The following is a 21266-nucleotide window of genomic DNA, read 5'->3' as shown; positions in this document are numbered from 1 at the left end:
CAGTCTATTTTGACCTCGTCCGGGTCCACGACACGGCGGGCCGAAGCTGGGCACACGACCCGCCGCGAAACCGAGTGAGCCGGTCGCAGAATTGGCGTCGAGCACCCCCGGATCGCATATAGATTGGCCAGCATGCGCATCACCCGCCTGGCCGGCGCCGCCCTGGCGTTTCTCATCGCAGTGCTGCTGGTAGCTCCGAGCGCCGCGGCGCAGCCTCCGATGCGTCTGCCCAGCTCGATCACCGACAGTGCCGGAGCCCTGTCGCAGTCCGAGCGCGCCGGGGTGCAAGACGCGATCGACAAGCTCTACGCCGACCGGCACATCCGGCTGTGGGTGGTCTACGTCGACGTGTTCTCCGGCCAGACCGCCGAGGACTGGGGCCGCAGCACGGCGCGGCTCAGCGATCTCGGCAGCAACGACGCCGTGCTCGCGGTGGCCATCGCCGACCGCAGCTACGCCTTCCTGGTGTCCAACGGGATCTCCGAGATCAGCACCGGCAAAGTCGACGCATTGCGGCGCAACCAGATCGAGCCGGCCCTGCACCGTGGCGACTGGGCCGCGGCGGCCTCAGCGGCGGCCACCGGACTGGACGCGGCCGCCGCGCCCGCCGAGGTGAGCTGGGCACCGATCCTGATCGCCCTGGCCGCGGTGGCGGCCGCCGGCCTGGTGGTGCTGCTGGTGGTGCGTCATCTGCGGCGCCGGCGCCACGCCGCGGCCCTGGCGGCGGCCCGGCGGGTCGATTCCACCGACCCCAACGCACTGTCCGACGTGCCGGTGTTCGCGCTGGACGCCCTGTCGCGGGAGAAGGTCGTCGAAGTCGACAACGCGGTGCGTACCAGCACCAACGAACTGGAGTTGGCCGTCGAAGAGTTCGGCGAGGAGCGCACCCGGCCGTTCGCGCAGGCCGTTGCCTCGGCCAAGGCGGCCATGGAACACGCCTTCACGGTGCGCCAGCAACTCGACGACGACATCCCCGAGACGCCGGCCCAACAGCGCGACCTGCTGACCGGGGTGATCGTCACCGCCTCCAAGGCGGACCGCGAACTGGAGACCCAGCGCGCCTCGTTCGAGCAGTTGCGCGATCTGGTGCTCAACGCCGCCGACCGCCTCGACGCGCTGACCCAGCAACTGGTCGAGCTGACCGGCCGCATTCCGGCCTCCGAACAGCATCTGGTCGCGTTGCACACCGAATTCGACGCCACCGCGCTCAGTTCGGTGTCCGGCAACGTCAAGACGGCACAGGACCGAGCGGCCTTCGCCGAGCGCAACATCACCCGGGCGCGCAGCCTGGCCGACCGCCCGGTCACCGGCGGGCAAAGCGACCTGGTGGACGCGGTGCGGGCCGCCGAGTCGGGCCTGGGCCAGGGCCGGGCGCTGCTCGACGCGGTGGACAATGCCGCCAGCGACATCCGCCACGCGGTCGCCACGCTGCCAGAGACCATCACCGACGCCGAGGCCGGTATCGCGCAGGCCACCGCCCAGCTGCAGCGCGGGGTGGGCACGCACAAGTCCCAGCTGACCGCCGCCCGCGACACCGTGGTCAAGGCCGTCGCCACCGCCCGCACCTCGGGAGATCCCCTGGGGGCCTTCACCGCGCTGATCAAGGCCGACGGCGAACTGGACCAGCTGCTGGACACCGTCGCCGAGGAACGCGCAGCCGCCGAGCGTTTGGCCCGCACCCTCGAACAGGCCCTGTTCACCGCGTCGTCGCGCATCCGCGCCGTGTCCGACTACATCGACACCCGTCGCGGCAGTGTCGGGCCGGAGGCACGCACCCGGCTGGCCGAGGCACGGCGCCGACTCGACGCCGCCAACGACAAGCGCGCCACCGATGTCGCCGGAGCCATCACCCAGGCCAACGGCGCGGCCACCCTGGCCGCCGCGGCGCAGTCCCTGGCCAAGGCGGACGTGCAGTCCGCGCAACGGGCCTACTACGGGCGCTACGGCAGCGGCCCCGGCGGCGGCAACGACACCGGCGCCATGTTGGGCGGAATCATCATCGGCAACATCCTCTCCGGGGGTGGCGGCGGCTTCGGCGGTGGAGGCGGCGGAGGGGGCGGCTGGAGCCCGACCTCATTCGGCGGCTCCTCTTCGGGCGGCGGCTTCCTCGGCGGCGGCGGCCGGTTCTAGCCCTCCGGTAAACCATGCTGGGTCTGGTCAACGTCGCTGTAGTGGTGCCCCTGGTGGCGTGCGGCTACGCGCTGTGGGTCCGCCGCGACACCTGGGGGTCACGCTGGGACAGCAATCCCTCCCGCATCCTGGTCTTCATCGGTGGCGCGGTCGTGCTCATGTCACCGGTGGGGTGGGGGCTTCTCGACCCGCTCCTGCACAGCGCGCTTGGGGTGTGGAACGTCGCCGGCCTGCTTGCTGCACTCTGCATGTTCGCCGCGGTGGTGACTATGTCCGGGCATCTGGTGACCCGACTGGACGATCAGGACCGCGCCAAACGGTTGGAGCGTCGCTACATCAAGACTCCGCTGAAATTGGTTCTGCCGCTGGCGATCATCGTGTTCTTCATCGCTGACCGGGGACGGCCCCCGTGTCAGGACGTCTTCGCGACCCGCGGCCCATGGTTCACCGTGTACTGGACGCTGATCTGCCTCTCCGCGCTCTACCTGTTCGGGCTCACCGGCCGGGTGTTACTGACCCTGCGCAGCGATCCGCGCTCCACGTCGTCCGCCGAACAGTACCTGGCCTGGATCGCCCTGAAGGCCGCAGCCATGTCCTACCAGCTGATCAGCGTGCTGATCGGAAGTACCCTCACACTGCCCACCTGGATCTTCGCGGGGGCGGCCAGCCTGGCTTTCGCCTACGCATCCGCGCGGTCCTGGCAGGCCCGGACCGAGTGGTTCAAACCGTTCAGGCCGATAACCCCCGAAGCCACCGGGGACTGACGTCGGTCAGCAGCCCTTGAGGCGCACGGCCAGGTAGTCGGAGACCGCGTCGATGGCCACCCGCTCCTGAGACATGGTGTCGCGCTCGCGCACCGTGACGGCGTGGTCTTCGAGCGAGTCGAAGTCGACCGTGATGCAGAACGGGGTGCCGATCTCGTCCTGGCGCCGGTAGCGCCGCCCGACCGCCCCGGCGTCGTCGAACTCCACGTTCCAGGACTGGCGCAGCTCGGCGGCCAAGTCCCGAGCCTTGGGCGACAGGTCCGCGTTGCGCGACAGCGGCAACACCGCGGCCTTGACCGGCGCCAGTCGCGGGTCCAGCCGCAGCACCGTGCGCTTGTCCACCCCGCCCTTGGCGTTGGGGGCCTCGTCCTCGTGGTACGAGTCCACCAGGAAGGCCATCAGCGAGCGGGTCAGGCCGGCTGCCGGTTCGATCACGTACGGCACGTAGCGGGTGTCGGATGCCTGGTCGTAGAACGACAGGTCCACACCGGAATGCTCCGAGTGCGTGGTCAGGTCGAAGTTGGTGCGGTTGGCGATGCCCTCCAGCTCACCCCACGGGTTCCCGGCGAAACCGAACTTGTACTCGATGTCGGTGGTGCCGGCGGAGTAGTGCGACAGCTTCTCGAGCGGGTGTTCGTAGAGGCGCAGGTTCTCACGCTTGATGCCCAGGTCGACGTACCACTGCAGGCGCGCGTCGATCCAGTACTGGTGCCACTCCTTGGCCGTGGACGGTTCGACGAAGAACTCCATCTCCATCTGCTCGAACTCGCGGGTCCGGAAGATGAAGTTGCCGGGAGTGATCTCGTTGCGGAAACTCTTGCCGATCTGGCCGATTCCGAACGGCGGCTTGCGACGTGCCGTGGTCACCACGTTGGCGAAGTTGACGAAGATGCCCTGTGCCGTCTCGGGCCGCAGGTAGTGCAGGCCCTCTTCGGACTCGATCGGGCCCAGGTAGGTCTTGAGCATCATGTTGAAGTCACGGGGCTCGGTCCACTCGCCCTTGGTACCGCAGTCCGGACAGGCGATCTCGCTCATCGGCACGTCGTCAGGGTTACCCCCCTTTTTCAGTGCCACCGCTTCCTGCATGTGATCCTGCCGGTGCCGCTTGTGGCAGTTGAGGCACTCCACCAGCGGGTCGTTGAACACCGCGACGTGCCCGGAGGCCACCCACACCTGACGCGGCAGGATGATCGCACTGTCCAAGCCGACGACGTCGTCGCGGGAGGTCACGACCGAGCGCCACCACTGGCGCTTGATGTTCTCCTTGAGCTCCACCCCGAGTGGGCCGTAGTCCCACGCCGACTTTGTGCCGCCGTAGATTTCGCCCGACTGGAAGACCAGGCCGCGTCGCTTGGCCAGATTGGCAACGGTGTCGATGATGGACGCCACGAGGGGGTGCTCTCCTGTCTGGACGGGACCGCGCCGGCAACGCCGACACGCAAAACATCAGTCATCGTATCGATACCGCCGGAGTTCTTTGACATGCGTCATCACGCATGGAACAGTGGATGCCAGCTGAAAATGATTTCCAACGCGTCCGGAGGTGGTGCTGTGCCCTCCTCAGCGTCGGGTCTGATGGCCGACGGCCACCAACACAGCGGTCCTGCCTTCCCCGCGACACCGCCGCGAGAGATCCTCGACGCCGCCGGGGAATTGCTCCGCGCGCTGGCCGCCCCGGTGCGCATCGCGATCGTGTTGCAACTGCGGGAGTCGCAACGCTGCGTGCACGAGCTCGTCGACGCGCTGGGGGTGCCCCAGCCGCTGGTCAGTCAGCACCTCAAGATCCTCAAGGCAGCCGGGGTGGTCGCCGGGGAACGTTCCGGCCGCGAAGTGCTCTACCGGCTGGCCGATCATCACCTGGCGCACATCGCCATCGACGCCGTGGCCCATGCCGGTGAGGACCGTTGACCGCCCCCGGCGTGCGCTCCACCCGGCAGCGGGCGGCGATTTCGGCGTTGCTGGAGACCGTCGACGATTTCCGGTCGGCGCAGGAGCTGCACGACGCGCTGCGTGAGCGTGGCGAGAACATCGGACTGACCACCGTCTATCGCACGTTGCAGGCGATGGCCTCGGCCGGCCAGGTCGACACGCTGCGTTCCGACACCGGCGAATCGGTGTACCGGCGTTGCTCCGATCATCATCACCACCACCTGGTGTGTCGGGACTGCGGGGCCACCGTCGAAGTGGGCGATCGCGAAGTCGAGGAGTGGGCGGCCCGCATCGCCGCCGAACACAATTACTCCGACGTGGGCCACACCATCGAGATCTTCGGCACCTGCGCCGACTGCCGCAAGTGAGCCCCGCACTCCTCAGGCGCTGAGTGCATCCCGGACGTCGACGCCTTTGGCCAACACCAACAGGACCAGCGTGCGCAACGCGTCGTCGGTCAGGCCCGATCCGGGAAAGTTGTAGCGCAGCATCACATCTGCGGACTCGGCGTCCTTCTCGACCAGGGTGACGGTCCCGAGCTGGCTGAGGTTCGCCTGCTCGGCAGCACGCTCGCGCAGCTTCTCGGTCAGCGGCAGATCCCACGCCAGGATCTGGGTGAGCGACACCAGCTCGAGATCCTCGGCGATCGGCACCACCCGCAACGACGCCAGCGTCCCGTCGTGGCGGACGGTCAGCGCACCGTCGGGCTCGGCATCAACGGCCAGCACCTCGGCGAGCACCGCGGCAAGGCGGTCGGCCAGTGCCGTCATCACGCCGTTCCGAACCGGCGCTGTCGCGAGGCGTACTGCTCGCAGGCCTCCCACAGGTCGCGGCGGTCGTAGTCCGGCCACAGCTTCTCTTGAAAGATGTACTCGGCGTAGGCCGCCTGCCACAGCATGAAGTTGGACGACCGCTGCTCGCCCGAGGTGCGGATCAGCAAATCGACGTCGGGCATGTCGGGCCGGTGCAGATGCCGCGCGATGGTGGCCTCGTTGATCCGGCTCGGGTTCAGCTTGCCCGCCACCGCCTCCCGGGCGATGGCCTGTGCGGCTTCGGCGATCTCGGTGCGCCCACCGTAGTTGACGCAGTAATTGATGGTGATGACGTCGTTGCCGACGGTCATGGCTTCGGCGATCTCGAATTCTTTGATCACGCTGCGCCACATCTTCGGCCGCGAACCCACCCAGCGCATCCGCACGCCCATCGCGTTGAGGTTCTCCCGGCGCCGACGCACCACCTCGCGGTTGAAGCCCATCAGGAAGCGGACCTCTTCAGCCGAGCGCTTCCAGTTCTCGGTGGAGAACGCGTACACGGTCAGCCACTTGATACCGAGTTCGATGGCGCCGCAGGTGATGTCGATCAGCACCGCCTCGCCCATCTTGTGCCCCTCGGTGCGACCCAACCCGCGCTGGGTCGCCCAGCGGCCGTTGCCGTCCATGACGACGGCAACGTGGTTGGGCAGCGCCTCGGCGGGGATCTGCGGGGCGACGGCCTTGGAGGTGTGCTGCGGGGGGCGGCACGGCCCACCGCCCGGCGGCGAGGGCAGCTGCGGGAAGACCACCGGCCAGGTGGACTTGTCCGGGAACACCGGATAGTCGTCGGGTGCCGCGGGCAGTTGCGGGAAGGCAGCCTTCCGATTGGCCCGATTCAACACCATGCGCCCTATCCTGCCCGACCGGGCCGGCGCCGCCTGCGGCGACCATGCGGTCGCCGCGGCGGCTTACCGGCCATACCGACGATCAGGAACCGGCACTCAGATCCATCGCGACGAAGTCCAGACGCCACAGCGACTGGAACAGCTTGCGGCCGAACTTCTCCAGGTCCGCAGCGCTCCCGCGCGACGGGCCGCCGGCCTGCGCCAGGTCCGCGGCGATCTGACGAATGCTGCGACGACCGTCGATGCTCTGGACGAACGGCAGCTGAGCCGGGTTGAGCGGCATACGCCAGCCCGAGCGGAAGATCTCGTTGCCGTTCAAGCCGCACTTCCAGCGGAACAGCGGCACGTAGTCGAGGCTCTCCGGCGTCGAGAAGTCGATCGTGTAGCTGCTCTTGGCCCGCTCGGGGCGAGTGGCGATGAAGAAGTGCCGCGCGTTGAGGGTGTGGATGCGCTCCATCACCGACCAGATCTTCTCCTCCGGCAAGGCGTTCACCTTGTCGTAGAAGCCGGCGGACGGCACCGCCACATCGTGGGCGTAGTACGGCGCCTTGAGCAGCCAGCCCTGGAAGTCCAACCCGGCCGACTGGACCAGATCGATGCAGCCGTCGACGTCGTAGCTCTTCGCCCGGCCGTGCAGGAACGTGTCCACCAGGCCCGAGTCCGAGGCCAGGTCGCCGGCGATCTTCAGGTACGGCTGGACCGGGTGGTCCTGCGACAGCAGGCGGATGGCCTGGCGGACGGTCTGGATCGACTCGTCGTTCTGCTCCAACCCCAGGTCCTGGAAGACCGACTCCAGAATCTCGATGCCGATCCGGCCGTAGCGCGCGTAGAGCATGATGCCGGCGACGCCGTCGGGCCGCAGCCGTTCTGCGATCGCCTTCATGCCCACCTTCGGGTCGGCCATGTGGTGCAGCACGCCCGTCGAGATCGCCAGGTCGAAGTCCCGGCCGAGCGTGGCCAGCTCCTCGATCGGCAGCTGGTGCAGCTCCAGGTTCCACAAGCCGTGCTTGTCCTTGAGGTACTGCTGGTGCCCCAACGACGACGCGCTGATGTCGACGGCCACCACCCGGGCCTGAGGGTTGTTGTAGGCGAAGACCGCCGCCTGGTTGGTGCCGCAGCCGGCGATCAGGATGTCGAGGTCGGGGCGGTACTCACGATCCGGCCACAGCACCCGGTGCGCGTGGCTCGGGTCGAACCACTCCCAGTTTCCGGCCGACCATGCCTGCAGGTCGTGGATGGGCGGCGGGTAGGTCCACCGCTCGTACTGCCGGGAGACGACGTCTGCACGTGGATTCTCGGTCACTTCTTTGTGGCTCCTTGTCGAATTGCCCCCCGCCGGATCGGATCAGACTTTAGCGGGGGCTGTTTGTGCCGGCGCGCCGGGAGCAGACTCCGAGTGGAGAGCCCGACGCACCGGAACGATCGGTTGCGGCTGAGTCAGCCGGCACGCCCGGGCTGACCCGGCTGTCCGGGCTGGCCCGGGGTTCCGCCCGGTCCGGGAGCGCCGCCCAGACCGCCGGCACCGCCCTCGCCGGGCTGGCCGCCCGGCCCCGCAGCACCACCGGCACCACCGGCACCGCCCGCACCGCCGTGGCCGCCGTCACCGCCCCGGCCGCCTGCGCCGCCCTTACCGCCTTGGCCACCGGCACCACCCTTGCCGCCCTGACCACCTTTACCGCCCTGGCCGCCCTTACCGCCCTGGCCGCCCAGGCCACCGGCGCCGGGGGCACCGTCAGCCCCGGGAGCGCCATCAGCTCCGTTGGCGCCGTCAGCGCCATCGGCACCATCAGCACCGGGGCCGTTCGACGGCAACGGCGCCGTGATCCCGGCAGCCGGGCCGGGTTCGGCGGCCCGCGCGCAGGAAGCCACGGCCGGGATCATTCCCACGACGAGTAGCGCCCCGGCCGCCGCACCGATACCGGCTCCGTAGCCCGGTGTCGTCCTGTGCGCCCAGCGCCCCCACCCGGTGTCGTGAAACATTCGGCCTGCCTTCCTGATTAAACCTAGGGATCGTGAAGTCGCATCAGCGTACCGCTGACACCCGCATAGTCCACCGAAACGGACACAATCCCCAGGTCGGCGCCCGGTGCGATCAGCCGTCGCTGCCGGTGGCCTGGGGCTGAACCTCAACTTCAGCCTCGACGTCGTGCCCGGCCGGCCGATGCTGAACCCGCTCCACCAACGGCAACGTCCGCAGCCGGCGCTCCAGGTGCCACTGCAGATGCGCGGCCACCAATCCGCTGGCATGGCTGCGATGCGCCGCCGTGGAAAGCTCGGCGACCTCCCAGTCGCCGTCGTGCAACGCCGACATCAGATCCAGCACACCCATCGGCGGGGTGGTCGAACCAGCCGGGCGGCAGTGCCCGCAGACGCTGCCACCGGCCGCGACGTGAAATGCCCGGTGCGGACCGGGGGTGGCGCAACGGGCGCACTCGGTCAGTGCCGGCGCCCACCCGGCCACCGACATGGCACGCAGCAGATAGGCGTCCAGCACCAGCTCACGGGAGCGCCGGCCGTCGGCCACCGCGCGCAGCGCACCGACGGTGAGCCGGTGCAACGCCGTCGCCGGGGCCCGCTCGGCACCGGCCAGGCGTTCCGCGGTCTCCAAGATCACGCAGGCGCAGGTGTAGCGGCCGTAGTCGCTGACGATGTCGGTGGCGAACGCGTCCACCGACACCACCTGGGTGACGATGTCGAGGTTGCGGCCGGGGTGCAGCTGCACGTCGATGTGGGCGAACGGCTCCAGCCGGGCGCCGAACTTGCTGCGGGTACGACGCACCCCCTTGGCCACCGCGCGGACCAGCCCGTGGTCGCGGGTGAGCAAAGTGACGATCCGGTCGGCTTCGCCGAGCTTGTGCTGGCGCAGCACCACCGCCCGGTCCCGGTACAGCCGCATCGGACCAGTTTCGCATCGCGAGGGGGTGTTTCGAGGACACCCACCGGCGTGGCACGCCGATACTCTCATCACCGATGACCCACCCGCCCGCGGCGTCCGGCACCCGCTTCCCCACCCTCACCGAGCAGCTCTACCAGCTGGCCAGCGGCGAGGCGACCTCTGTCGACCTGGTGCGCCGGGCGCTGCACGCCATCGACGCCAGCCAGTCCACCCTGAACGCCTTCCGGGTGGTGTTCACCGAGTCGGCGCTGGTCAGCGCCGCCGAAGCCGACCGGCGTCGGGCCGCGGGCCACCGCGCCCCGCTGCTGGGCATCCCGATCGCGGTCAAAGACGACACCGATATCGCGGGTGTGGCCACCTCGTTCGGCACCTCCGGGTACGTCGAGCCCGCCGGCCACGACGCGGAGGTGGTGCGCCGCCTGCGGGCCGCCGGCGCGGTGATCGTCGGCAAGACCAACACCTGCGAGTTGGGCCAGTGGCCTTTCACCAGCGGCCCCGGGTTCGGCCACACCCGCAATCCCTGGTCTCGCCGGCACACCCCCGGTGGGTCGTCGGGGGGCAGCGCCGCCGCGGTGGCCGCGGGCCTGGTCGCCGCGGCAATCGGATCCGACGGAGCCGGCAGCGTGCGCATCCCCGCCGCGTGGACGCACCTGGTCGGCATCAAGCCGCAGCGCGGCCGCATCTCCACCTGGCCGCTGCCGGAGGCGTTCAACGGGCTCACCGTCAACGGGGTGCTGGCTCGCACCGTCGAGGACGCGGCGCTGGTGCTGGACGCGGTCTCCGGCAACGCCGACGGAGACCTGCACAAACCGCCGCCGCTGGCGGTCTCGGACTATGTGCGGACCGCTCCGGGGCAACTGCGTATCGCGCTGTCGACGCGGTTCCCCTACACCGGGTTCCCGGCTCGGCTGGATCCGGAGATCAGGGCGGCGCTGGAACGCACCGCCGAGCAGCTGCGCCTGCTCGGGCACACCGTGGTTCCCGGGAACCCCGACTACGGGCTGCGACTGTCGTGGAATTTCCTGTCCCGGTCCACCGCCGGAGTGTTGACCGCCGCCAACGGCCTCGGTGGCGCCGTCAACCTCGACCCGCGGACATTGGCCAACATGCGCACCGGCCGGCTGCTGTCGCAGGCCGTGCTGCGCAAGGCCCGCGCTCACGAGACCCGGGATCAGCGCCGGGTGGGCTCGATCTTCCGCATCGTCGACGTGGTGCTGGCGCCCACCACCGCCCAGCCGCCACCACTGGTGCACACGTTCGACGACCTGGGCAGCTGGGAGACCGACCGCACCATGATCGCGGCCTGCCCGGTGACCTGGCCGTGGAACCTGCTGGGTTGGCCGTCGATCAACGTGCCGGCCGGGTTCACCTCCGAAGGGCTGCCGATCGGCGTGCAGTTGATGGGGCCGGCCAACAGCGACGGCTTATTGGTGTCGCTGGCCGCTGAGCTGGAGGGCATCAACGGCTGGGCGGCCCGGCAACCCACGCCGTGGTGGCGTACCGAGCCCGGCCACGGCTCGTGAGCCGCCCAGAACGCCGCTAGCTGCGACTTCAGCGGGTTAAGCGGAGGTCCGCTAAGCTTGGCCCGTCTTCAAGTAGGTCTCCGCATCCCCGAAAAGGTGCACTGGTGAAAGGCGTCCACAAAATGGCCTCTCTGTCGTTGACCAGATTCGCTGTCGCAGCTGGCAGCGCGGCTGTAGCGCTCTCCGCCGGAGCCGGTTTCGCCGCCGCGGCCCCCGACCTCGACTCGGTAATCAACACCACCTGCACGTACTCGCAGGTGACCGCGGCACTGAACGCGGAGAACCCCGCTGCCGCAGCCAAGCTCAACGCAAATCCGATGGTCGGCAGCATCCTGCAGAGCTTTTTGAGCTCCACCCCCGCTCAGCGCCAGGAACAGGCCGCTCAGCTCCGGACCATGCCGGCGGCCCAGCAGTACATGGACACCATCACCTCGGTCGCCGGCTCCTGCAACAACTACTGAGCGGATCCCCGCGGTGGGCCCGCGCAACAAGGTCCTGATCACCGCCGCGGAGCTCACCGAGCTCCTGCGGGCCGGTGATCCGGTGACCGTCCTCGACGTCCGCTGGAGCCTGGAGGCACCGGACGGGCATCAGGCATATCTTCACGGCCACCTTCCGGGTGCGGTGTACGTCTCACTCGAAGACGAGTTGTCCGACCACACCGTGCCCGACCGTGGTCGGCACCCGCTGCCGACCGGACGCAATCTGGAGGCCGCCGCCCGCCGATGGGGGGTGCGGCGCAACCAGCCGGTGGTGGTCTACGACGACTGGAACCGGGCCGCATCCGGGCGACTGTGGTGGTTGCTGACCACCTCCGGGGTGGCCGATGTGCGCATTCTCGACGGCGGCCTGTCGGCGTGGACGGCAGCCGGCGGCGAGTTGCAGACCGGCGAGGTCTCCCCCGAACCGGGCAACGTCACCCTGCTGCCCGAGGACCTCTATGAGGGCCTGCGGCCGACGCTGACCGCCGACGAGACGGGCGAAGCCGCCCGCACCGGCTCGGTGGCACTGCTCGACGCCCGCGCCCCGGAGCGGTTCCGTGCCGAGGTGGAGCCGATCGATGCGGCCGCCGGTCACATTCCGGGCGCGAAGAACCTGCCGTTCACCGCCCTGCTGGCCGCCGACGGAACCTTCCTGCCCGACGACGCGATCGCCGGACTGCTGGCCGACCGCGGTGTCGGCGCCGACGACACGGTGGGGACCTACTGCGGTTCGGGGATCAGCGCCACGGTGATCGTGGCGGCGCTGGCCGCCGCCGGCCGCTCCGCGGCCATGTTCCCGGGGTCGTGGTCGCAGTGGAGTGCGGATCCGTCCCGGCCGGTGGCACGCGGCGAGGACTGACGGCCACCTCAGCCGAGGTGGCTGGGTCAACTGAGGTGGAAGGCCGCCGGATCGGGGCTGCCCAGCATCGCTTTCATCGTCGCGCGGTCGAACGGCCACAGGTCAACGGCGCCGCCCTCGGTGAGGTACCAGGAGTTGCAGCCGGTGTTCCACACCGTCGGGCCCATTGCGGTGGCGACGTCGTCGTTGAACCGGGTGGTGGCCTGGTCGGTGACCTCGACAGTGGTCAGCTCGCCGGCCCGGAACTTCGCCAACCACTGGGCGATGTAGCGCGCGGTCAGCTCCGAGGTGTACTGCAGGGAGATCGATCCGGTGGGCGAATTGGGGCCCAACACGGTGAACAGGTTCGGGAAGCCGGGAATCGCAGTCATCCGGTAGGCGCGCGGGCCCTTGGCCCAGGCGTCATCGATGCTGACCCCGTCCCGCCCATGCAACCGCATGGGACGCATGTAGTTGTGGGCGTGGAAGCCGGTCGCCAGCACGATGACGTCGGTGTCCCGGTGGGTGCCGTCGGCGGTGCGGATGCCGTTCGGGGTGACTTCGGCGATGGCGTCGGTGACCAGGTCGGCGTTATCGGCGCCGATGGCCCGGTAGTAGGTCCCCGATATCACCTGGCGCTTGCACAACGGCTGATAGTCGGGGTGGAGTTTGTCCCGTAAGTCTTTGTCGCGCACCTGGATTCGCAGACATGCTCGGGCGTACTCCTGCACCACCCGGCGCCGCCACGTCGGGCGGGTGGTGACATCGGTCAGCAGCGCAGAGCCGCCGAACGCCATCAGCCGGTAGAGCGCACGATGCAGCTTCGGGAGCCGCGCCAGCACCCCGGCGACGCCCGGCAGCTGTCGAAGCGACGTGGGCGCCCACAGGATCCATTGCGCCGAACGCACATAATGGTCGATCGACGCGGCGTCGGGCTGCAGGGCCGAGACCACCTGCACGCCGGTGGAACCGGTGCCGATCACCGCGATCCGTTTCCCGCCGGTCTCAAGCCCGTCGTCCCACCGGGCGGTGTGCACCACCGGGCCCGCGAAGTCCGCGAGCCCGGGGATCTCGGGGACAAACGGGTGGTGCAGCACGCCGGTCGCGCAGACCAGGAAGTCGGCGACCAACTCTTCACCGGCGGCGGTGGTGACAACCCAGTGCCGGCGCTCATCCCATTGCGCGTCGGTCACCTCGGTGTCGAGCCTGATCAGCTCCGCCAGCCCGAGCTCGTCGACGACGTCGCGGTGATACCGCTGGATGGCGGTGCCGGTGGCCCAGGCATGCTGCCAGTCGGGTTTCGGAGCGAACCCGAACTGGTAGATCTGCGAGGGCACGTCGCATCGCAGTCCCGGATAGTGGTTCCAGTACCAGACCCCGCCCACGTCGGAGCCCTTCTCCAGGACGGTGATGTCGGTGAAACCCTGCTCACGCAGAACGTGCGCGGTGGTGATACCCGCAACGCCCGCCCCGATGATGATGACGCGGGGCTCGCGCTCGGTCACGAGGCCGACTCGCCATGATGAGCGCGGGCCTGCCGGTCCACCCGCTCGATGTAGGCACTGCGCGCCGCGGTGTCAATGGAGGTGAGCGCCCGCCGATCATCGAGCAGCCGCCGAGCCAGACTCTGCAGCCACTCGGGCACGAACGCGGTCGTCGACCACGCCGGAGCCACCCAACGGGGCACCGACCGGCGAGCGGCACGTGATCGCAACACCGCCAAGATCGCCGCCGCCACATCCTCCGGATCGACCGTGGGCATGCCGCCGCCCAGCGGGGCGCCGGAGGTCAGTTCGGTCCGCACCGCCGAAGGCAGCACCGCCGAGACCGCGACACCGGTGCCGGCGTACTCACGCCGCGCGGACAGCGACGCCCCCAGGGCCGCGAATTTGCTCGCGTTGTAGGTGAGCATGCCGGGCACCGGAATCATGCCGGCCATCGAGGCGACGTTGACGACGTGGCCGCGGCCCCGCCGGGCCATACCGGGCAGCACCGCCTGCATACCGTTGAGCACGCCGCGGACATTGACGTCCAGGATCAGATCCCTGACCTGCTCCGTCTCGGCTTCGAAGGCGCCGAGCGGCATGACCCCGGCGTTGTTGACCAGGACGTCCAGTGGGCCCTCAGACGCCTCAATCCGCGCCAGCATGTCCCGCCAGGACGCCGGGTTGGTCACGTCGAGCCAACCGCCGCAGACGCCGAGTTCGGCGGCCGTCTGCAGGCAGGTGTCCTCGTCGACGTCGCCGATCCACACTCGGGCGCCGCGGGCGGCGAGCAGCTTCGCGGTGGCCGCGCCGATCCCGCGGGCGCCGCCGGTGATCAGCACTCGGGCGTCGCCGACCGACTGCTTCTTCGGCATGGGCTAGTCGCGCAGCGCCGACACCGCGTCGACCAGCAACTGGCGCGCCCGGTCGGCGTCGACCATCGTCGGCGGCTGGCCGCGGACCGGCTGCGGGTTGGCCGTGACCTGCACCAGCGCGCTGCCCAGGTAGGCGGTGAAGGTGTAGGACTCGCGAGACTGCTGCTGGCCGTCCTTGCCGGTGATCTCGATCTCCGAGTGCGAACCCACGGTCTTGGCGTGGTCGATCTGCGGGGCGTCCACCTCGTCGAGGTAGCCGGTGAGCTTTCCGGCGTTGAACGAGACGTGCTTGCACTTCTCGGCGTCCGCGGCGTCGTACGGCAGGTCCTGGTCGGCCTGCATAGCGATCGCGACCAGCTGGTTGCCGTTGCCGAGGATGGAGACCATCGACATCTTGCCCCGGATGCCCTTCGGCGGCCGGCCGGTGTTGGCAGCGAAGTCAGCGCAGTCGGAGGGGTCGAACGTCACTCCCGGCGGCATCTTCTGCGGCCCGAGGATCTTCGGATCGATGTCGTTGGGACCCTTGGTCTGGGTCTTGAAGTCCGAGCCGAACGTCGACTGAACGTTGAAGAGCTTGGTGGTATCGACCGGCTTTTGGCTCCCCCCGCAACCGGCCAGTGCTTGCGCACACACGATGAGGCCAACCGAGGAGACAAGCAACGACTTGCGTACGGGCATCCCTGGAATCTACCAATATCGTTTCGCCGGCCGCGGGCGGTGGCCGTCGGCGTTCGGGCGCGATACGCGCCGGCCTGACCCCGTCCTAGAAGCCCAACCGCCCGAGCTGCTTGGGGTCGCGCTGCCAGTTCTTGGCCACCTTGACCCGCAGGTCGAGAAACACCTTGGTACCCAACAGTTTCTCGATCTGCGTGCGCGCGGCCGTACCCACCTCGCGCAGCCGGGCGCCGCCGCGGCCGATCACGATTCCCTTCTGGCTGTCGCGTTCGACGTAGAGGATCGCGTACACGTCGATCAGGTCCTCCCGGTCGTCGCGTGGGCGCACTTCCTCGATCACCACCGCCAGCGAATGCGGCAGTTCGTCGCGCACGCCCTCCAGGGCGGCTTCCCGGATGAACTCGGCCATCAGGGTCTCTTCGGGCTCGTCGGTCAGTTCACCGTCCGGGTAGAAGGCGGGACCGACGGGCAGCGCCGCGGCCAGCACGTCGATCAGCACATCGACTTGCTCGCCGCTGACCGCCGACACCGGAACGATCTCGGCTTCCGGCGCCAGCTCACCGACCGCGACCAGTTGCGCGGCGACGTGATCGCGGGTGCCCTTGTCGATTTTGGTGACAACGACGACCAGTTTGGTTCTGGGTGCGACCGCGCGGATCTGCTCGATGATCCAGCGGTCCCCCGGGCCGATCGGCTCGTCGGCGGGAATGCACAGACCGATGACGTCGACCTGCGAATAGGTGTCTTTGACCAACTCGTTCAGCCGCTTGCCCAGCAGCGTGCGGGGACGGTGCAGACCGGGGGTGTCAACCAGGATGATCTGGAAGTCGTCTCGGTGCACGATGCCGCGGATGGTGTGCCGGGTGGTCTGCGGGCGGTTCGAGGTGATGGCCACCTTCGCACCGACCAGGGCGTTGGTGAGTGTCGACTTGCCGGTGTTGGGCCGTCCGACGAAACATACGAAGCCGGAATGGAACCCGGAATCCGATCCAGTCACGAGCCGCCTTTCGCCGAACGTGTTCTCAGCGCGAGATTTCGGGTGCATGGTCGCAATGCGTGCACGTTCGACGCGCGCACCGCGAGTGCGTCACTGTTCAACTGCGGCCTCCTCACCGGCGGGTTCGACCGGGCTGACCAGAACTGTGCTGATCCGCACCCGCCCGCGGCTGTCGCGGCTGCCCTCCGCCCGCAGACGCAGGCCGTGTGACACTACCTCGGCGCCGGGCAGCGGAACGCGGCCCAGCTCCAGCGCGAGCAGCCCGCCGACCGTGTCGACGTCGAAACCGGAGTCGAACTGCACCCCGTAGAGTTCCCCGACGTCTTCGATCGGCAGCCGCGCCGAGACCCGAAATCTGTTGCCGTCCAACTTTTCCACCGGGGCGACTTCGCCTTGGTCATACTCATCGGCGATCTCACCGACGATCTCCTCCAACACGTCCTCGATGGTGACCAGTCCGGCGATCGCGCCGTACTCGTCCACCAGTAGCGCCATGTGATAGCGACTGCGCTGCATGTCTTCCAGCAGCGCGTTGAGCGCCTTGGAGTCGGGCATGAAGACCGCCGGGCGCATCACCTGCGCCACCGTGGTGTCCCGCCCCCCGTTGACCGAGTAATAGGTTTGTTGGACAAGGTCTTTCAGGTAGACCACGCCGAGGATGTCATCGACGTTCTCGCCGATCACCGGGATCCGGGAATGCCCACTGCGCACCGCCAATGACGTGGCCTGTCCGGCGGATTTGTCATGTTCGATCCACACCATCTCGGTGCGCGGCACCATCACCTCACGGGCCGGGGTGTCGGCGAGTTCGAAGACCGACTGGATCATCCGGCGCTCGTCGGCCGCCACCACCCCGCGCTGCTGTGCCATGTCGACCACTTCGCGCAGCTCGATTTCGGAGGCGAACGGCCCGTTGCGGAATCCCCGCCCCGGAGTCAGCGCGTTACCCAGCACCACCAGCACGCGGCTGATCGGGGCGAGCAACACCGACAGGACCTGCAACGGAAGCGCCGCGGCCAGTGCGATCGAGTAGGCGTTCTGCCGGCCCAGGGTCCGCGGCCCCACCCCGATCACCACGAAGCTGACCACCACCATGGCCGCGGCGGCGGCCAACAGCCCCCAGTCCAGGCCGAGTACAGCGCTGAGCAGGTGCACCAGCAGCGCAGTCGCGGTGACCTCGCAGGTGATGCGCAACAGCACCACCAGGTTGATGTAGCGGGGGCGTTCGGCCATCAGCTTGACCAGCCAGACCGCGCCGGGCCGCTTCGCCCGCACCAGTTCCTCGACCCGCGCCGGCGAGACGGTGCTGACCGCGGCGTCGATTGCCGCGAACAACCCGCCCAGACCGATCAGCGCGATCACGCCGAGTAGCAGCGGTGTTCCGGTCACGGTTCGTCGAAGTACCTGGACTTGTCCAGCAGCCGGCGGTCCTTCTCGCTCTGGGTCTCGGCCCGGTAGGTCTCGACCTGGTCGGCGACCCACTCCTCGAGCAGACGGCGCTGCAACGCGAACATCTCTTTTTCTTCGTCCGGCTCGGCGTGGTCGTAACCGAGCAGGTGCAGCACGCCATGCACGGTGAGCAGAGCCAGCTCCTGGCCCAGCGAATGGCCGGCCGCCGCGGCCTGTTCGGCGGCGAACTCCGGGCACAGTGCGATATCGCCGAGCATCGACGGGCCGGGCTCGGGAGCGTCCGGCCGGCCGCCCGGCTCCAGTTCGTCCATCGGGAAGCTCATGACGTCGGTGGGCCCGGGCAGGTCCATCCAGCGCATGTGCAGGTCAGCCATCGCGGCGGTGTCCAGCAGCACCATCGACAGCTCGGCACCGGGATTGACGTCCATCTTGGCCAGCACGAACTTGGCGACGCTGACCAGCTCAACCTCGGAGACGTCGAGGCCGGATTCGTTGGAGACCTCAATGCTCATCGGCGCGACCTGCCTTGCGAGGCGCGCCGCGACGCCCGGTTCATGGCCAGTCCCGGCTGGACCTGTTCGGATTCGTGGCGTGAGTAGGCGTCGACGATCTCCGACACCAGCCGGTGGCGGACGACGTCGACGCTGGTGAGTTCGGCGACGTAGATGTCGTCGATGTCGTCGAGGATGTCCACGGCGGCCCGCAGCCCGGATCTCGCCCCGCCGGCCAGATCAATCTGGGTGACGTCGCCGGTGACCACGATCTTGGAGCCGAAGCCCAGCCGGGTGAGGAACATCTTCATCTGTTCGGCGGTGGTGTTCTGCGCCTCGTCGAGAATGATGAACGCGTCATTGAGCGTCCGTCCGCGCATGTACGCCAGCGGCGCCACCTCGATCACCCCGGAACTCATCAGCTTGGGAATCAGCTCCGGGTCCATCATGTCGTGCAGCGCGTCGTAGAGCGGGCGCAGATACGGGTCGATCTTCTCGCTCAAGGTGCCGGGCAGAAACCCCAGCCGCTCACCGGCTTCCACCGCCGGACGGGTCAGGATGATGCGAGTGACCTGTTTGGTCTGCAGCGCTTTGACCGCCTTGGCCATCGCCAGGTAGGTCTTGCCGGTGCCGGCCGGGCCGATGCCGAAGACGATGGTGTGCGCGTCGATGGCGTCGACGTAGCGCTTCTGGTTGAGCGTCTTGGGCCGGATGGTCTTGCCGCGCCGCGACAGGATGTCGAGGCTCAGGACTTCGGCAGGCGATGCACTGTCCGTGCCGGTGCCCACCAGCATGCCGACGCTGTGGCGCACCGTTTCGGGAGTCAGCGGCTGGCCGCGGCCCGCGATCGCGACCAGCTCGGAGAGCACCCGCTCAGCCAGGGCGACGTCGGCCGGTGCTCCGGAGATGGTGACGGCATTGCCGCGCACGTGCAGGTCGGCGGTCAGCAGGCGTTCGATGGCGCGCAGGTTCTCATCTGCGGAACCCAGCAGGCCCACGACCAGGTCGGGTGGAATATCGACGCTGCTGCGAACCTGCGAGGCCGGCCCGGCAGCGGGGGTATCGCGGGGCGTCACGGGGTTTCCGATACCTGCTTTCTTGATTTTCGCGGGGTATCCGCGGGTCAGACGGCTGCTGCGAGTCTACCGTCGGGCACCGTCTGGCCCCAGCGGTTCACTTCGCCCAGTGGTCCCAGAATCAGTACTTAAAAACGGTACATGGCGTCCTCCCCTCTTACAGCGACGAGACAAGATGGGAAATCTCGATGTAGAGCGGAATCCCGATGGTGACGTTGTAGGAGAACGTCAGACCCAGCGACGCGGCCAACGGCAGACTGGGACTGGCTTCTGGAATCGCCAGTCGCTGGATGGCCGGAACGGCGATATAGGAAGCCGCGCCGCTCAGCACCGCGAACAGGACGTAGCTTCCCAGTTCGAACTGCACTCCGGTCAGCAGCGAGTAGCCGCGGACAACGAGTATGCCGATCGTGGCGAACAAGTTCGGAACGAGCAGCCCGAACAGGATGAAGCCACGGCCGGCTGACTTCAGATCTTGCAGTTTGCGGGCTGCGGTCAGACCCATCTCCAGCAGGAAGAGACACAGTGCCCCCTGGAATGCCGTGATGAAAATCGGGTCCTCGACTGAGGTGACCTAGGACCCTTGCAGGCCGCTGAGGAACCCGATCGAGATACCGCCGAGCAGCAGACAGATCCCCGGGTTGAGGAAGACTTCCCGCAGGAGTTCCTGATTGAGCAGGCGACCATGTGTGGAGGTATCGACCTCCGCGTGGCTCTCGGACCTCATGTCGATCGCAAGGCCGGTGGGGCTCGCCGCACTCACGACCGCGTGGACTGCACCGGCCGGCACCGTGTAACCGGCCTCTTTGGGCATGTATCCGTCGGCATCCATCCCCTTATGGCGTAACCGGGCGACCAACAGGAGGGCCACCAAACACCCGGGGATCTCCATGACCGCCAACATGACGGGCATATAGGCGTCGTACGCAATTCCGGCGGTGGCCAGGACACCCAGGCAGGTTGCGAATGTGCCTGCCGAGTCCGATGCGTAGTATCCAGCGACCGTCGCACGATCGACTTCTCGCATTTTGGTGAGATGTTTGAGCAGGTAGTAGGCGAGCGTCCCGATCAGGAAGTTCGAGACGAAGCCGGTGGCCACAAACCCGAGGATGCCGCCGACCCGGGCGAGATCGATTTCCGCCAGTTCTTCACCCCCGTGCCAACCGATGGCCAACAACAGATACATCGTCAGGCCCTGATAAACCGCGGTGGGGAACTCGAACGGAACCTTCATCAACGCGAGCAGGAATCCGAAGTAGAAGAACAACAAGAGCGGCTTGAACAGGTTGTGCGTGAAGTTCTGCCAGAATTCGAGGAGCATTTTTGTCTCTCTTTCGGGTTCAGCGTCACCGACGATGAAGCGCAGGTATCAGTTCCGTGGCGTTACAGCTCTTTTGGCGCCCTTCAGATGCACGGCGTGAACGCCGGGCTTCCTGGACAATTCGTCGAGCAGTTCGTCCAGCCCGGCCTGGTCGACATCCCAGTGCTGCATGGCCTCGGGCGGCGCATCAGCGGTGTCCCTCGAGGGCTCCTGCACAAGATCGGGCGCGTCGACGGTTAGACCCTGCGTCGGATTCAAAATCCAGACAGGCGTTGCGTCTGAAGATTCCCGCTACGTCAACAGAGGCGAGAAATCTACTACTGATACCGAAGTCTGTTGTGAGACAGCAACCTTAAAGGTCCTGGGTCAGTACTTTACCCAAAATGTCTGACCGGCAGCGCTTTTCGCGCCACTTGCAAAGAGAAGGAAGATATCGGAGGCCCTAGGATCCGCGGTAGCGCCACTGACGATGCCGCCGGCAGAAGCGGTCGATGTCATCTCCGCCGGCGATGGCGAGAGCAAGGATGCGCTCTTGACCGGGGGCGCGACCACCGCTCATTTCAGATCGGCGAGTGCGACCTGATGCGAGTGTCAGCCGGTCGCGTGCCACATCGGCCCGCGACCGCCAATTACTCACTGCAACAGTCATCTTAATTAAGTGATAGTACACAATATTTGTCACCAGGCCACAGCCAACTCACTGACGACTCGCAGTACA

General features: G+C 67.9%; 20 protein-coding genes and 1 pseudogene. 7 read left to right on the top strand and 14 right to left on the bottom strand.

Annotated features, from left to right (window positions below; all coding sequences use genetic code 11):
- The first annotated feature begins 132 nt into the window (after window positions 1-132).
- Together K3U94_RS08645 and K3U94_RS08640 are read left to right on the top strand one after the other, a co-directional pair.
- Complete coding sequence (locus K3U94_RS08645; RefSeq protein WP_220696234.1) at window positions 133-2130, top strand: TPM domain-containing protein; 1998 nt, start codon at window positions 133-135, stop codon at window positions 2128-2130.
- Between the two features lie 14 nt (window positions 2131-2144).
- Entirely contained in the window at window positions 2145-2894 is a 750-nt protein-coding gene (locus K3U94_RS08640; protein WP_220696233.1) for a hypothetical protein, read from the top strand.
- A gap of 6 nt (window positions 2895-2900) precedes the next feature.
- Here K3U94_RS08640 and K3U94_RS08635 read toward each other — a convergent pair whose 3' ends face one another.
- Window positions 2901-4283: a glycine--tRNA ligase gene (locus K3U94_RS08635; protein ID WP_220696232.1), complete on the bottom strand. Its 1383-nt coding sequence runs from the start codon at window positions 4281-4283 to the stop codon at window positions 2901-2903.
- A 186-nt stretch (window positions 4284-4469) separates the two neighbouring features.
- Here K3U94_RS08635 and K3U94_RS08630 point away from each other — a divergent pair, with 186 nt between their 5' ends.
- The gene (locus K3U94_RS08630; protein ID WP_230987592.1) at window positions 4470-4802 is read left to right on the top strand and encodes an ArsR/SmtB family transcription factor; all 333 of its coding nucleotides are present in this window, start codon (window positions 4470-4472) and stop codon (window positions 4800-4802) included.
- Complete coding sequence (locus K3U94_RS08625) at window positions 4799-5191, top strand: Fur family transcriptional regulator (RefSeq protein WP_047319537.1); 393 nt, start codon at window positions 4799-4801, stop codon at window positions 5189-5191. The genes K3U94_RS08630 and K3U94_RS08625 overlap by 4 nt, the downstream gene beginning before the upstream one ends.
- Window positions 5192-5203: 12 nt before the next feature.
- Here K3U94_RS08625 and K3U94_RS08620 read toward each other — a convergent pair whose 3' ends face one another.
- From K3U94_RS08620 to recO, 5 genes are all read right to left on the bottom strand, one after another.
- The gene (locus K3U94_RS08620) at window positions 5204-5593 is read right to left on the bottom strand and encodes a hypothetical protein (protein ID WP_220696231.1); all 390 of its coding nucleotides are present in this window, start codon (window positions 5591-5593) and stop codon (window positions 5204-5206) included.
- The gene (locus K3U94_RS08615; RefSeq protein WP_047319539.1) at window positions 5593-6480 is read right to left on the bottom strand and encodes a decaprenyl diphosphate synthase; all 888 of its coding nucleotides are present in this window, start codon (window positions 6478-6480) and stop codon (window positions 5593-5595) included. Before K3U94_RS08615 ends, K3U94_RS08620 begins: the two co-directional genes overlap by 1 nt.
- Before the next feature lie 82 nt (window positions 6481-6562).
- Window positions 6563-7783, bottom strand: a complete 1221-nt coding sequence (locus K3U94_RS08610) for a class I SAM-dependent methyltransferase (protein WP_220696230.1) — start codon at window positions 7781-7783, stop codon at window positions 6563-6565.
- Window positions 7784-7917: 134 nt separating this feature from the next.
- On the bottom strand, window positions 7918-8460 hold the full coding sequence (locus tag K3U94_RS24120) for a hypothetical protein (protein ID WP_220696229.1): 543 nt from the start codon (window positions 8458-8460) through the stop codon (window positions 7918-7920).
- A gap of 112 nt (window positions 8461-8572) precedes the next feature.
- Window positions 8573-9376: a DNA repair protein RecO gene (gene recO, locus K3U94_RS08600; RefSeq protein ID WP_047319541.1), complete on the bottom strand. Its 804-nt coding sequence runs from the start codon at window positions 9374-9376 to the stop codon at window positions 8573-8575.
- 74 nt (window positions 9377-9450) lie between these two features.
- On the opposite strand from recO, the gene K3U94_RS08595 reads away from it, so the two are divergent.
- From K3U94_RS08595 to K3U94_RS08585, 3 genes are all read left to right on the top strand, one after another.
- Window positions 9451-10899 (top strand): amidase, encoded by a 1449-nt coding sequence (locus K3U94_RS08595; protein WP_220696228.1) that lies wholly within the window; start codon window positions 9451-9453, stop codon window positions 10897-10899.
- Between the two features lie 122 nt (window positions 10900-11021).
- The gene (locus tag K3U94_RS08590) at window positions 11022-11360 is read left to right on the top strand and encodes a hemophore-related protein (protein WP_047319543.1); all 339 of its coding nucleotides are present in this window, start codon (window positions 11022-11024) and stop codon (window positions 11358-11360) included.
- Window positions 11361-11373: 13 nt separating this feature from the next.
- Window positions 11374-12240 carry a sulfurtransferase gene (locus K3U94_RS08585; RefSeq protein WP_220696227.1) on the top strand — a complete coding sequence of 289 codons (867 nt, stop codon included), beginning with the start codon at window positions 11374-11376 and terminating at the stop codon, window positions 12238-12240.
- A 26-nt stretch (window positions 12241-12266) separates the two neighbouring features.
- On the opposite strand, the gene K3U94_RS08580 is transcribed toward K3U94_RS08585, so the two are convergent.
- The 8 genes and pseudogenes from K3U94_RS08580 to K3U94_RS08545 form a co-directional block, all read right to left on the bottom strand.
- On the bottom strand, window positions 12267-13724 hold the full coding sequence (locus K3U94_RS08580) for a flavin-containing monooxygenase (protein ID WP_220696226.1): 1458 nt from the start codon (window positions 13722-13724) through the stop codon (window positions 12267-12269).
- The gene (locus K3U94_RS08575; protein ID WP_220696225.1) at window positions 13721-14578 is read right to left on the bottom strand and encodes an SDR family oxidoreductase; all 858 of its coding nucleotides are present in this window, start codon (window positions 14576-14578) and stop codon (window positions 13721-13723) included. The genes K3U94_RS08580 and K3U94_RS08575 overlap by 4 nt, the downstream gene beginning before the upstream one ends.
- 3 nt (window positions 14579-14581) lie before the next feature.
- On the bottom strand, window positions 14582-15256 hold the full coding sequence (locus K3U94_RS08570; RefSeq protein ID WP_047319547.1) for a DUF5642 family protein: 675 nt from the start codon (window positions 15254-15256) through the stop codon (window positions 14582-14584).
- 85 nt (window positions 15257-15341) lie between these two features.
- Window positions 15342-16250 carry a GTPase Era gene (gene era / locus K3U94_RS08565; protein ID WP_220696224.1) on the bottom strand — a complete coding sequence of 303 codons (909 nt, stop codon included), beginning with the start codon at window positions 16248-16250 and terminating at the stop codon, window positions 15342-15344.
- Window positions 16251-16340: 90 nt separating this feature from the next.
- Window positions 16341-17639 carry a hemolysin family protein gene (locus tag K3U94_RS08560; protein WP_047319549.1) on the bottom strand — a complete coding sequence of 433 codons (1299 nt, stop codon included), beginning with the start codon at window positions 17637-17639 and terminating at the stop codon, window positions 16341-16343.
- Window positions 17636-18172, bottom strand: coding sequence for an rRNA maturation RNase YbeY (ybeY, locus tag K3U94_RS08555; RefSeq protein ID WP_085263471.1), 537 nt, complete (start codon window positions 18170-18172; stop codon window positions 17636-17638). The genes K3U94_RS08560 and ybeY overlap by 4 nt, the downstream gene beginning before the upstream one ends.
- Window positions 18169-19227, bottom strand: coding sequence for a PhoH family protein (locus K3U94_RS08550; RefSeq protein ID WP_047319551.1), 1059 nt, complete (start codon window positions 19225-19227; stop codon window positions 18169-18171). The genes ybeY and K3U94_RS08550 overlap by 4 nt, the downstream gene beginning before the upstream one ends.
- A gap of 157 nt (window positions 19228-19384) precedes the next feature.
- Window positions 19385-20548: pseudogene (locus K3U94_RS08545) on the bottom strand (sodium-dependent bicarbonate transport family permease).
- Window positions 20549-21266 lie beyond the last annotated feature (718 nt).

Source organism: Mycolicibacter heraklionensis (assembly GCF_019645815.1).
GTDB lineage: Bacteria > Actinomycetota > Actinomycetes > Mycobacteriales > Mycobacteriaceae > Mycobacterium > Mycobacterium heraklionense.
Note: the sequence above shows the minus strand (reverse complement) of the source record. Positions and strands in the feature narration are given on the sequence as shown.